This window comes from Nonomuraea longicatena (genome assembly GCF_039525605.1).
GTDB lineage: Bacteria > Actinomycetota > Actinomycetes > Streptosporangiales > Streptosporangiaceae > Nonomuraea > Nonomuraea longicatena.
The window spans coordinates 109,231-121,598 of sequence record NZ_BAAAHQ010000010.1 but is presented as its reverse complement, the minus strand read 5'-3'; the positions used below and the strand labels follow the sequence as shown (position 1 = coordinate 121,598).

The 12,368-nt window shown below is 72.1% G+C and carries 12 protein-coding genes; 5 read left to right on the top strand and 7 right to left on the bottom strand.

The window, feature by feature from the left end:
* Nucleotides 1-4: 4 nt before the first annotated feature.
* The 5 genes from ABD120_RS12310 (at nucleotide 5) to ABD120_RS12290 (ending at nucleotide 3,600) form a co-directional block, all read left to right on the top strand.
* Nucleotides 5-184 carry a hypothetical protein gene (locus tag ABD120_RS12310; RefSeq protein WP_343949933.1) on the top strand — a complete coding sequence of 60 codons (180 nt, stop codon included), beginning with the start codon at nucleotides 5-7 and terminating at the stop codon, nucleotides 182-184.
* A 221-nt stretch (nucleotides 185-405) separates the two neighbouring features.
* Nucleotides 406-864, top strand: coding sequence for a MarR family winged helix-turn-helix transcriptional regulator (locus ABD120_RS12305; RefSeq protein WP_343949932.1), 459 nt, complete (start codon nucleotides 406-408; stop codon nucleotides 862-864).
* A gap of 59 nt (nucleotides 865-923) precedes the next feature.
* Nucleotides 924-1,574 (top strand): LppX_LprAFG lipoprotein, encoded by a 651-nt coding sequence (locus tag ABD120_RS12300; protein ID WP_343949931.1) that lies wholly within the window; start codon nucleotides 924-926, stop codon nucleotides 1,572-1,574.
* The gene (locus ABD120_RS12295) at nucleotides 1,571-3,049 is read left to right on the top strand and encodes an MFS transporter (RefSeq protein ID WP_343949930.1); all 1,479 of its coding nucleotides are present in this window, start codon (nucleotides 1,571-1,573) and stop codon (nucleotides 3,047-3,049) included. Before ABD120_RS12300 ends, ABD120_RS12295 begins: the two co-directional genes overlap by 4 nt.
* 17 nt (nucleotides 3,050-3,066) lie before the next feature.
* Nucleotides 3,067-3,600: a hypothetical protein gene (locus tag ABD120_RS12290; protein ID WP_343949929.1), complete on the top strand. Its 534-nt coding sequence runs from the start codon at nucleotides 3,067-3,069 to the stop codon at nucleotides 3,598-3,600.
* A gap of 57 nt (nucleotides 3,601-3,657) precedes the next feature.
* Here ABD120_RS12290 and aspS read toward each other — a convergent pair whose 3' ends face one another.
* The 7 genes from aspS to scpB all read right to left on the bottom strand — a co-directional run bounded on the left by aspS (nucleotide 3,658) and on the right by scpB (nucleotide 12,107).
* The gene (aspS, locus tag ABD120_RS12285) at nucleotides 3,658-4,899 is read right to left on the bottom strand and encodes an aspartate--tRNA(Asn) ligase (protein ID WP_343949928.1); all 1,242 of its coding nucleotides are present in this window, start codon (nucleotides 4,897-4,899) and stop codon (nucleotides 3,658-3,660) included.
* 297 nt (nucleotides 4,900-5,196) lie between these two features.
* On the bottom strand, nucleotides 5,197-6,597 hold the full coding sequence (gene der / locus ABD120_RS12280) for a ribosome biogenesis GTPase Der (protein ID WP_343949927.1): 1,401 nt from the start codon (nucleotides 6,595-6,597) through the stop codon (nucleotides 5,197-5,199).
* Nucleotides 6,598-6,635: 38 nt separating this feature from the next.
* Complete coding sequence (gene cmk / locus ABD120_RS12275; RefSeq protein ID WP_343949926.1) at nucleotides 6,636-7,295, bottom strand: (d)CMP kinase; 660 nt, start codon at nucleotides 7,293-7,295, stop codon at nucleotides 6,636-6,638.
* Between the two features lie 469 nt (nucleotides 7,296-7,764).
* A complete protein-coding gene (locus ABD120_RS12270; protein ID WP_343949925.1) occupies nucleotides 7,765-8,892 on the bottom strand; it encodes a prephenate dehydrogenase in 1,128 nt (375 codons plus the stop codon).
* On the bottom strand, nucleotides 8,889-9,248 hold the full coding sequence (aroH, locus tag ABD120_RS12265) for a chorismate mutase (protein WP_343949924.1): 360 nt from the start codon (nucleotides 9,246-9,248) through the stop codon (nucleotides 8,889-8,891). The genes ABD120_RS12270 and aroH overlap by 4 nt, the downstream gene beginning before the upstream one ends.
* 85 nt (nucleotides 9,249-9,333) lie before the next feature.
* Nucleotides 9,334-11,505 carry a pseudouridine synthase gene (locus ABD120_RS12260; protein WP_343949923.1) on the bottom strand — a complete coding sequence of 724 codons (2,172 nt, stop codon included), beginning with the start codon at nucleotides 11,503-11,505 and terminating at the stop codon, nucleotides 9,334-9,336.
* A complete protein-coding gene (gene scpB, locus ABD120_RS12255) occupies nucleotides 11,502-12,107 on the bottom strand; it encodes an SMC-Scp complex subunit ScpB (protein WP_425563964.1) in 606 nt (201 codons plus the stop codon). The genes ABD120_RS12260 and scpB overlap by 4 nt, the downstream gene beginning before the upstream one ends.
* Nucleotides 12,108-12,368 lie beyond the last annotated feature (261 nt).

The window sequence follows — 12,368 nt, the reverse complement described above, 5'->3', positions numbered from 1 at the left end:
GAGCATGTTCTACAAGAAACCCATCGAGGAGCGAATCGCCGATCGTATGGCCAAGCGCAAGCCGCTCGCGGAGGGCAAGACCTTCGAGCACGGCCCGGCCAAGTTCGTCTTCGTGTCCCTGCTCGTGGCGGTCGTGGTCATGCACGTGGTGGGCGCCGCCATCGTGATGCACTTCGACGTCTAGTCAGCGCCTGCTCGGGGGCGGGTCGAGGAAGACCTGGACGACTCCCGGGAAGCGGAGGGTGCGCTCCAACCGGCCGCAGGCGAGTTCGCCGCCGGCCGTACCCGCGTTCTCCGCGCAGCCGAGCCCGGCCGCCGCGACCCTCCCGGGGACCTTCCGTCACGAATGATCAGCCTGCGTGCACGACGCGGGATTTCGGTCGCCACCACATGTAGATTGGGATCATGGGCGCCCCTCGGTGGCTCACCGCCACAGAACAGCGCGCGTGGCGCGCTCACCTCGCACTGCACAAGCTGCTCATGCACCGGCTCGACCGCGAGCTGTCCGATTCCGGCCTCTCGCTCAACGACTACGAGATACTGGTCAACCTGTCCGAGAGCGAGGACAGGCGGATGCGCATGAGCGACCTCGCCGACGCCACGATCCAGTCACGCAGCCGCCTGTCCCACCAGATCTCCCGGATGGAGGCCAAGGGCTTGGTGACGCGTGAGGAGTGCCGTGTCGACCGGCGCGGCACCTACGCCGTCCTCACCGACCTGGGCTGGCAGACCACCCAGGAGGTGGCGCCGGGCCACGTGGCGAGCGTGCGCGAGCACTTCATCGACCGGCTCACCGACGAGGAACTCGCCGAGCTCGACCGCCTCTACGCACCGATCATCGAGCGGCTGAAGAAGCTGCGCTGACACCCAACCGATATCGGCGAGCCCGCACGGGGCTTCCGGCGGCTCGCTACGATCCGGGCATGGTCCGAAAGCTGCTGATCGTCCTGGCTGTCGCGGCGCTGTCCGCCTGCTCGTCAGGAGGTGGTTCGGGAGCGGCCCTGCCCAGCGGTCCCGACCTGATGAAGCAGTCCGCGGAGGCGATGCGGAAGGTCACCTCGGCGGCGTTCTCGATCACGACGGAGGGCAAGCCGAAGGTCCAGGTGCGCAAGGCCGAGGGCAAGCTGACCTCGCGCGGCGACGCCGAGGGCACCATCTCGATCGAGGTGCTCGGCACCCTCCAGGAGATCACTTTCGCCATCGTGGGCGAGACGGTCCACTTCAAGGGCCCGACGGGCGGGTTCCAGAAGATGTCCAAGCAGGAGCTGGCGCAGATCTACGACCCGTCGCTGATCCTTTCGCCCGCCGACGGCATCGCCAAGCTGCTCACGACGGCCACCGATCCCAAGGTCGAGGGCACCGAGGGCGAGGACTACACCGTGTCCGCCTCCCTGTCCGGCGAGGTGATCGGCAGGCTCGTCCCGGGTGTCACGCAGGGCGTCAACGGCCGGTTGTGGATCGACCGGAACTCCCAGCGCCTGTCGAAGGTGAGCCTGGGGCTGCAGGACGGTTCGGTGATCGTCGCGGTCGACGAGTACGACGCCCCGGTCACGATCACGCCGCCCGCCGGATGAGGGCCGCGCGCCGGGTGGCGCTCGGTGTCGGCGGCGCGGTGGTGCTGCTGGCGGCGCTCGACGCCTACGTGGTGGTGACCGTCCTGATCGACATCGCGAAGGACGTGGACGTCCCGCTCAACCACCTGGAGCGGGCGACGCCCGTGGTGACGGGCTTCCTGCTCGGGTATGTCGCGGCGATGCCGTTGCTCGGCCAGTTGTCCGACCGGTACGGCAGGCGCCCGCTCATCCACGCCTGCCTGGCGGCGTTCGCGCTGGGCTCGGTGCTGACGGCGCTGGCCTTCTCGCTGCCCGCGATCGTCGCGGGCCGTACTCTGCAGGGCATCGCGGGCGGCGCGCTGCTGCCGATCACGATGGCGCTCATCGGCGACCTGTGGTCGGAGCGCGAGCGGCCGGTCGCGCTGGGCGCGGTCGGCGCGGCGCAGGAGCTCGGCAGCGCCCTCGGCCCGCTCTACGGCGGCGTGCTGGCGCTGGTGCCCGCGCTGCGGCTGGCGGGCGTCGACTTCGGCGGCTGGCACGCGATCTTCTGGGTGAACGTGCCGCTCGCGGCGCTCGCGGCCCTCGCCGTCCACCTGACGATCCCCGGGCGGGCCGAGCGCGGCGCGGTCCGGATCGACGGCGTCGGCGGCGGGCTGCTCGCGCTGGCGCTGGCGCTGCTGGTGGTGGGCTTCTACAACCCCGACCCCGAGCACTCGGTGCTGCCGCCGTGGGGGCTGCCGCTCATCGCGGCGGGGCTGGCGGTGGGCGCGGGGTTCGTGTGGTGGGAGATCCGCTCCCCCGTGCGGCTGCTCGATCTGTCGGGTACGCCGAAGGGCGCGCTGCTGGCGACGCTCGGCGTCAGCTTCCTGACCGGGGCGGCGCTGCTGGTGACGATGGTGTTCGTGCAGTTCACCGCGCAGACGCTGCTCGGGCTTGAGGCGCTGCCCGCCGCGCTGGTGCTGGGCCGGTTCCTGATCGCGCTGCCGGTCGGCGCGGTGCTGGGCGGGCTGCTGTCGCGCCGGGTCGGCGACCGGGCGGTGTCGGCGGCCGGGCTGCTGGTCGCCGCCGCCGGGTACGTCCTGATGAGCCGCTGGCCGCTGGAGCTGGCCGGGCATCCGATCGACCTCGCGCTGATCGTCTCCGGCCTCGGTCTCGGCCTGGTCATCGCCCCGGTGTCGGCGGCGGTGCTACGGGTGACGACGGCCGCGCAGCACGGCGTGGCGTCGGCCGCCGTGGTGGTGGCCCGGATGATGGGCATGCTGATCGGCATCGCGGGCGTGTCCTCGTGGGGTTTCTACCGGTTCCGGTCGCTGACGGCAGATCTGGACACGCCGCTGCCGGTCGGCGTGGACGCCGCGACGTACGCGCGGCAGCTCGCGGAGTACACCGCGAAGGTGAAAGCGGCGCTACATGTGGAATACACCGAGATGTTCCTTGTCACCGCAGTCCTGTGCGTGATCGGCGGAGTGGTCGCGCTCTTCATGCCCAGGCGCTAGCCCGAGCGAGGTGCCTCATGGCGGACTCCGACATCTCCCGAGGAGAGGTGTTACTCAACGAGTACGAGCGCGTCAAGGACGAGCAGAAGGCCCGGATCGGCTTCCGCGACAACCTGCTGTACGCGACGCTCGGCTCGATGGCCCTCACCGTCACCGGCGCGGTCACCGGCTCACGCGCCCAGGTGCTGCTCCTGCTGCCGGTGGCGGCGCTCGTCCTCGGCTGGACGTACCTGGTCAACGACGAGAAGATCTCGGCCATCGGCAGGTACGTCCGCGAGGTGCTCGGCCCGCGCCTCGCCTCGGTGACGGGCGCCGACGACCTGTTCGGGTGGGAGTCCGCCCACCGCGACGACCGGCGGCGCCGCTCACGCAAGTGGCTGCAACTCGGCGTCGATCTGCTGACCTTCTGCGGGACCTCCGCCGCCGCGATCCTCGGCTTCTGGATCCACGGCCCGGTCAACGTCGCGCTGGTGCTGGTCTCCGTGCTGGAACTGGCCGCCGTGGGGGTGCTGGCCTGGCAGATCGTCGTATACGCCGATCTGCGGCGTTAGGCGGCGGCTCAGGTCGTGTACAGACCGCCGTTGACCCGGACGACCTCACCGAAGCGCCTAGGGCGACAGCCGGTGCAGGTCGCGCGGGAACAGTGTGGCGGACCTGATGTTGGCCGCGCCGGTCAGCCGGGCCGTCCAGCGTTCGAGGCCGATGGCGAAGCCGCCGTGCGGCGGCATCCCGTGGGCGAAGGCCCGCAGATACCCCTCGTACGGCCCGGCCTCCTCACCCCGCGCGGCCAGCGCGGCGAGGTAGTCGGCGTGCCGGTGCAGCCGCTGGCCGCCGGTCACGAGTTCGAGCCCGCGAAACAGCAGGTCGAAGCCGTTGGAGTAGCCGGGCCTGGCCGGGTCCGGGTGGGTGTAGAAGGGCCGTTTGGCCATCGGGTAGCCGGTGACGAACAGGAAGTCCGACCCGTGCTCCCGCAACGCCCACGCCGACAGTTCGCGTTCGCGGGCGGGCGACAGGTCGGGTTCGTCGCTGACGTCGGCGAAGTGCACGGCGGGGATCTCGGCGGGTACCCCGGGCAGCAGCCGGGCGGCCCTGGGCACCCGTTCGCGCACCTCGGCGACCATCCCGGCGAGGACCTCGCGCAGGACGGCCATGACGTCGCGGTGGTCGCCGACGAAGCCGAGTTCGGCGTCCAGGCTCGTGTACTGGGCCAGATGGCGGGCGGTGTCGTGGGGTTCGGCGCGGAAGACCGGGCCGACCTCGTAGACGCGCTCGAAGACACCGACCATCATCTGCTTGTGGAACTGGGGCGACTGGGCCAGGTAGGCGCGGCGGCCGAAGTAGTCGACGCCGAAGACGTCCGCACCGGACTCGGTGGCCGAGCCCACGATCTTGGGTGTGTGGATCTCGGTGAAGCCGAGCCGGTCGAGCGTCGCCCGGAACCCCGCGACACCGGCGGCGGAGATCTCGAACGGCAACCGCAGGCCCGGATGGCGCAGCGCCACCGGCGCGTGGTCGAGGACGGCGGGCAGGCCCGCGTTCACCTCGGGCCGGAACAGCTCGAACGGCGGCGCCTGCTCGGGTTCGGCCAGCACGGTGATGCGGGGGCCGGTGAGCTCGACCCCGCCGGGCGCCTGGGGGTTGGCGGTGGCGAGCCCGGCGACGCGTACGACGCTCTCCTCGCCGGGCAGGTCGGTGGAGGGGGGTGCGACGACCTGCGTGAGGCCGGTGCGGTCGCGGACGACCAGGAACGAAACGGATTTCAGTTGCCGGCGGCGGTGCACCCAACCGGCGATCTCGACTCGTTGTCCGGCGTGCTCGGCAAGCTCGGCGGACAGAATACGGGAGATCATCACTGCTCCTCACGGACGTGAATGACCCCTTGGGGGTGCGGGGGAGAAGGGAACTCCCGGTGCCACCGCACCTTCGCCACGGCCGTGGCCTCTGGGACCCGATCACGGAGGTCAGACCGGCGGGGCATTTCCTCCCCGCACTCAGGAGTGTCTTCGCCCGGGTGCTCGGGGCCGCCTTCTCAGCTACCGGCGGCTCTCTGGACCCGTGTGGACCGGGCTACTCGTCTCCGTCGACGTGTTGGCGCAGATGCTATCAGCGGCAGGGCCGGAGCGCCGGGCCCCGCCGCCGATGCCGGACTACTTCTTGCCCGCGCCCGGCTTGCGCTTCTCGCGGATCTTCATCGTGACCTCGATCGGCGAGCCCGCGAAGCCGAACTCCTCACGCAGCCGCCGTTCGATGAAGCGCCGGTAGGTCTCCTCCAGCCAGCCGGAGGTGAACAGCACGAACTTCGGCGGCTCGGTGGACGCCTGCGTCGCGAACAGGATCTTCGGCTGCTTGCCGCTGCGCACGGGCGGCGGCGTCGCCTGCACCAGTTCGGTGAGGAAGGCGTTGAGCCGGGAGGTCGGCACCCGGGTGGACCAGGAGTCGAGCGCCTTCTCCAGTGCGGGCACCAGCCGCTCGACGTGCCTGCCGGTCTTGGCCGAGATGTTGACCCGCAGCGCCCACGGGGTGCGCACGAGCTGCCGGTCGATCTCGCGCTCCAGGTAGTAGCGGCGGTCCTCGTCGACGAGGTCCCACTTGTTGAAGGCGACCACCATGGCCCGGCCCGACTCGATGACCAGGCTGATGATGCGCAGATCCTGCTCGGTCAGCGTCTCGGAGGCGTCGATGAGCACGATCGCCACCTCGGCCTTCTCCAGCGCGGAGCGCGTGCGCATGGCGGCGTAGAAGTCGGCGCCCTGCAGTTCGCGGTCACGGCGGCGGATACCGGCGGTGTCCACGAAGCGCCACGGCCGCCCGCCCAGCTCGATCAGTTCGTCCACCGGGTCGCGGGTGGTGCCCGCCACCGGGTCCACCAGCACCCGTTCTTCGCCCGCCAGCTTGTTGAGCAGCGAGGACTTGCCGACGTTCGGCTTGCCGAGCAGCGCCACCCGGTGCGGGCCGCCCTGCTCGCCGAACTTCAGCTCGGGCGTCTCCGGCAGCGCGTCGAGCACGACGTCGAGCAGGTCGCCGCTGGAGCGGCCGTGCAGGGCCGACACCGGGAACGGCTCGCCGAGGCCCAGCGCCCACAGCGCGGATGCCTCCAGCTCCATTTGCTGGTTGTCGACCTTGTTGGCCGCCAGAATGACCGGCTTGCCCGACTGGCGCAGCACCCCGCCGACGATCTCGTCGGCGTCGGTCGCGCCGACCGTGGCGTCCACCACGAACACGATCACGTCCGCGAGTTCGACCGCGACCTGGGCCTGCTCGGCGATCCTGAGGTTCATGCCGGTGGCGTCGGGATCCCAGCCGCCCGTGTCGACCACGGTGAAGCGCCGGCCGCGCCAGTTGGCGTCGTAGGTGACCCGGTCGCGGGTGACGCCGGGAACGTCTTCGACGACCGCCTCCCGGCGGCCGATGATGCGGTTGACGAGCGTGGACTTGCCCACATTGGGCCGGCCGACGATCGCCACGACCGGCACCGGGCCGGTGTCGGCCTCGTGCTCGGTGATCTCCAGGTCGTCGAGGTCGGCCTCGACCCAGTCCCCCGTGTTCACGTTGTGTTCTTCCTTCGCGTGAGTACCGCGGCCTCCGGTCAGAGGCCGCGCTCCTTGACCACGCCCAGCACCGCGTCGATGACCTCGTCGAGGGTCAAGGACGTGGTGTCGAGCTCGACGGCGCCATCCGCCATCGAGAGCGGGTCTGTCTTACGTGTCGAGTCCAGGGTGTCACGCCTGGCCATGGCGGCCTGCTGGGCCTCCACGGTGGTGCCGGCGAGCTCGGCGGACCGGCGCTGGGCGCGGGCCTCGGCGCTCGCCGTGAGGTAGATCTTGGCGGTGGCGTCCGGCGCGACGACAGTGCCGATGTCGCGGCCCTCGACCACGATGTCACCGGCGCCGATGATCTCACGCTGCATCGCCACCAGGCGGGCGCGCACCTCGGGAACCGCGGCGACCGCCGACACGGCGGCGGTGACCTCCGTGCTCCTGATCGGCCCCGCCACGTCGGAGCCGTCGACGTGGATCGTGGGGGCGTCGGGGTCGGTGCCGGAAGTGATCGCGGGCTCGCCGCAGCGGGCCGCGAGGGCGGCGGGGTCGGCGAGGTCGAGGCCCTGCTGGAGCATCCACCAGGTCATCGCGCGGTACATGGCTCCGGTGTCGAGGTAGCGCAGGCCCAGCGCGCGGGCGACGCCCCGCGACACGCTCGACTTGCCCGAGCCCGACGGTCCGTCCATCGCGACGACCAGCCCGCCCATGGGAGCATCCTCTCTGACTTCTTCGCCAACCTGACGAGGTTACCGCCCCGGCCCCACTCCTTCCTCCCTTCCGGAAGGAAGGAGTGCCTTTCCGCAGGAGACGACCTTTTCTCCGTAACGGCAAGACCTTTCTCCGTCACGGCCCGGCCGCCCCCTCGCGCCGCCCACCGCCGCCACCGCCCGGCCTCTCCGAGCGCCACTCGCCGCCCTCACGACCGCCGGGGACGACGCCGCGTCGCGCCCCTCCCAGGGCGGCCCTCAGCGCCGATCCTGAGGGCCGACTTCTGGGGACGGCTTACCGGCTCCGTCCCTCCCAGGGCAGACCCTTTCCGGGCCCTTTCCGGGCGAGACGGGCCACAGGGCGTCGTCACGGCGGAGTGGTGGGCGGGGAGGAGCGTCTTCCTGGAGGCCGTCAGCCGGAGTACGGCGGTGGGGGTGGGAGGGCCTGCCGTAACGGAGCCTTGAACGCTCAGGGCACCTGCCAGCCCCTGTCGTGAAGCGCCTTGGTCAGCGTCGGGACGGCGCCGGGCTCGATCGAGAGCTCGGCCAGACCCAGCGGCAGGCCGGGGGCGTGTTCGAGGCGAACGTCCTCCACGTTGACCCCCACCTCATCGCAGACCTGGAACAACCGGGCGAGCTGCCCCGGCCGGTCCCCGATGACCACCTGCACCACCCCGTACGCCGCGGCGGGACCGCCGTGCTTGCCCGGGATCCGCCGATGCCCCGCCACTCCCTGCCGCAGGAGCTGCGAGATGTCCGGACCGGCGCTCGCATCCCCCTCCTCCAGCGCGCGCAGCGCCGCCGCCGCCCCCGCCAGGTCACGCGAGACCGCCTCCAGCACCTCGGCCACCGGCGCCGCGTTGCCCGCCAGGATGCCCAGCCACAGCCCGGGGTCGCCGCCCGCGATCCGCGTCACGTCCCGCACCCCCTGGCCCGCCAGGCCGAGCGCCACATCCGTCGCGTCCGCCAGCCGGGCGGCCACCGCGGAGGCCGCCACGTGCGGCGCGTGGGAGACGACCGCGACCGCGCGGTCGTGCCCCTCGGCCGTGACCTCGACCGGGTTGGCCCCGCACAGGTCGATGAGGTCGAGCACCGCCTGCCGCGCCTCCGGCCTGGCCTCCTCCGTGGGGCACAGTGCCCAGGGCCGCCCCAGGAACAGATCGCTCCTCGCGGCTCCCGGCCCGGCCTTCTCGCGGCCCGCCATCGGGTGCGAGGGGACGTACGTGCGCAGGTCGCACCCCAGCTCCACCGCCTTGGCCAGCGGCTTCGCCTTCACACTGGCGACATCGGTGTAGTAACGCGCCGCACCACGCTGCTGCAGCCCGCGCAGTTCGGAGGCCACATGGTCGGGCGGCACCGCGACGACGGCCAGATCGACCGGCTCGCCGGGGTTCCACTCCTGTCCGGCGCCCATCTCCCTGGCCAGCCGGGCCGCGCCCAGGTCGCGGTCGGCCAGCAGCACGCTGATCCCCCGCGCCCGCAGCGCCAGCCCGACCGACGTGCCGATGAGCCCGGTGCCGAGGATGAGGACGCTCTTGAGGCAGTGGGCCCTCTTCACCGCCGCCTGCGCGCCCGCGAGCCGGCCGTTCGCGCTCATTGCGCGATGTCCTGCCGCAGCGCCGAGGCGCCGCGCAGGTAGACGTGGTTGATCTCCGAGCGCGGCCGGTCGGTCTCGATGTGCGCCATCAGCCGCACCACGCGGGGCAGCGCGCCCGGCACGTCGATCTCAGTGCAGCAGATCAGCGGTACGTCGGTGAAGCCGAGCTTGCGCGCCGCCAGAGCCGGGAACTCGGCCGTCAGGTCGGGCGTCGCCGTGAACAGCACACTGATCACGTCGTCGGTGGTCAGCCGGTTGCGCTCCATGAGCGTCGTGACCAGTTCCGTGGTGCCCTCGATGATCGCGTCGCGGTCGTCGGCGTCGACCTGGATCGCTCCGCGGATCGCCCGAACCATGTAGATCCGTCCCCTTCGGATGGCGGAGAGCCCGTACGGTGAGACTGTACGGGCTCTCTCTATAGGCTCTGTGTGGGTTGCCAGGTTACATCTTGACGGCCGCGTACAGCTCGCCGACCTCCGTCAGCGACAGCGCCCTGATCGTGCCCGGCTTCGTCCGGCCCAGCTTGACCGGCCCGAACTCGATCCTGGCCAGGTCGATCACCCGGTGGCCGGATTCCTCCAGCATGCGCCGCACGATGTGCTTGCGTCCCTCGTGCAGCACGACCTCGACCAGCGCCTGCTGGGCGTGCTCCTGCACGATCGAGAAGCTGTCGGCCTTGGCGAGGCCGTCCTCCAGCTCGACGCCCGCGCGCAGCCTGCGGCCCAGGTCGCGCGGGATCGGCCCCGGCACCTTCGCCCAGTACTTCTTCTGCACCCCGTAACTCGGGTGCGTCAGCCGGTTGGCCAGCTCCCCGTCGTTGGTGAGCAGCAGCAGGCCCTCGGTCTCGGTGTCGAGCCGGCCCACGTGGAACAGGCGCGGGGCCAGCTCCTGGACGTAGTCGGCCAGGCACGGGCGGCCCTGCGGGTCCTCCATCGTGGACACCACCCCGATCGGCTTGTTCAGCGCGTAGTAGACCAGGTCGGGGGCGGTCGGGATGCGCTTGCCGTCCACGTGGATGATCTGCGTGGCCGGGTCCACCTTCGCGCCGAACCGGCGCACCACCTGGCCGTTGACCGTCACGCGGCCCTCGCCGATCATCTCCTCGCAGGCGCGGCGGCTCGCGACGCCCGCCTGGGCGAGCACCTTCTGCAGCCGTACGCCGTCGGGGACCTCGGTCGTGTCGCGTTCGTCGGTGTAACCGGGCTCGAAGAGGTCGGTGTCGCGGATCGGCTGGCGGGCCGTCTTGAACGGGTCGGCGGGCTTCTTCGGGGCCGGCTTCGCGTCCTTGCGGGCCGGGCGGCCGATGGTCTGCACCTCGTCGCGCTTGCCGAACCGGGAGCGGGTGGAGGACTCGTCCCTGCGTCCGCCGCGTGCGGCCCGGAAGCCGCCGCGCTCGTCGCGCCCGGAGGAACGCTCGCCGTAGCCGCCCGCCGCGCCACGGTCGCCGTAGCCGCCTGCCGGGCCTCGGTCGTCACGGTAGCCGCCGGTCGCGCCGCGTCCGCCTGCCGGGCCTCGGTCCTGGCCGTAGCCGCCGGCCGGGCTGCGGTCGGCGCTCGCCGAGTCGCGGCCGGGCCGGTCCGTGTCGGGACGACCGTAGCGGGTGCGTGAGCCGCTGCTGTCCGCGCGGAAGGAGTCGCGCTCACCGCGCGAGCCACCGTCGCGACCGTAACCCCCTGTGCGACCGTAACCACCGTCGCGGCCGGAGCCACCCGCGCGACCATAACCACCGTCGCGACCGGAACCGCCGTCGCGGCGGTATCCGCCGTCACGACCGGAACCGCTGTCGCGGCCGTAACCGCCGTCACGCTGGTTACCGCCGTCGCGGCTGTAGCCGCCGCTCCTGCCGTAGCCGCCGTCACGGCCGCCTCGGCTGTAACCGCCGTCACGTCCGCCGCGTGCGTCGTCGCGGCCGGAGCCGCGGGAGTCGTAGGAGCCGCGTCCGGTGCCACGGTCGCGATCGAAGTCGCGGCCGGAGCCGCCACGTCCGCCGTCGCGGCCATAGGAGCCGCGTGAGCCGTAGGAGTCGCGGTCCTTGTAGCCGCCGGAGGAGGAGCCGGAGGCGCCGTCCCTGCGACCGCCGAACGAGCCACGGTCGCCGCCCGAGCCGTAGGAACCGCGAGCGCCGTCACGGCCCGAGCCGTAGGAGCCTCGGCCGCCGTCACGGCCGGAACCGTAGGAACCACGGGCGCCGTCACGGCCGGAAGCGCTGTCACGCCGGTTGCCGCCGTCGCGGCCGGAGCCGTAGGAACTGCGGCCGGAGTCGTAGGAGCCGCGGGAGCGGTCGCCGCCGCGCGAGTCGTCGCGGCGTCCGCCGTACGAACCCCGGGAGTCCCCGGAGCCGTACGAACCGCGCGAGTCGTCGCGGCCGGCGCCGTAGGAGGGGCGGGCGTCGTCGCGACGCGCGCCGTAGGAGCCGCGAGAATCGTCGCGGCCGGTGTCGTTGGAGCCGCGCGCGTCGTCGCGACGGCCGCCGTAGGAGCCTCTGTTGTTGTCGCGGCCGGGTGCGCCGCGTCGGTCGTCGGAGCGGAAGGCGGGACGCCCGCCACGGCCCGCGTGGCCGGTACGTCCTCGACCGCGTCCATCACCGGACGGGGTGCTGCGCCTGTTGATCACTTGGTTGTCTCCTCGAGATTCTCCACGTCGTCCGGGAGGAAGGGGGCGAGCTCAGGCAGCTCGCCGATGTCCTTCAGGCCCAGACGCTCCAGGAAGTATGAGCTTGTCCGGTAGAGCACTGCCTGGCTCTCCGGGTCGGTGCCGGCCTCTTCGACCAGCCCCCTGGCGACCAGCGTGCGCATCACGCCGTCGCTGTTGACGCCGCGCACGGCGGCGACTCGGGCGCGGCTCACCGGTTGCCGGTAGGCCACGACCGCGAGGGTCTCAAGCGCGGCCTGGGTCAGCCGCGTCTGCTGGCCGTCGCGGACGAACCGCTCGACCAGCGGTGCGCATTCGGCCCGCGTGTAGAAACGCCAGCCTCCTGCCACCTCTCTCAAATCGAAACCCCGTCCGGCGGCGGTGTATTCCGCCGACAGCTCCCGAAGCGCCCCGGCGACCTCCTGTGTGGGGCGTTCGAGGACCTGGGCCAGTGTGATCTCGGCCACCGGCTCGTCGACGACCATCAGGATCGCCTCCAGCCCCGCGCGCAGTTCGGCCGCGCCGTCCTTCTGCGGCCCTGCGGGGACGCCTTCGGCGGAGGTTCGCGGTTGCGGCGCCCGCACGTCTGCGGGGCTCTCGTCGATCTCGGCGGCCAGGGACCCGGCGACCCGCGCCGGGGATTCCGCCGGGCCGGCCGTGGAACCGCCCGCACGGGCGGGCGAGCCGGGGACGCTCACGGGCGAGAAGGTCCGAACCGTGCTCTCGGCCGGTACGGCACCGGCCCGAGCGTGCGGCACCGAGCCAGGCGGGGGCGTCGGCCTGGAAGCAAGCACAGGCCCGGAAGCGGGCTCAGGCGCGGGCTCGGGCTCGGGCGCGGGCTCGGG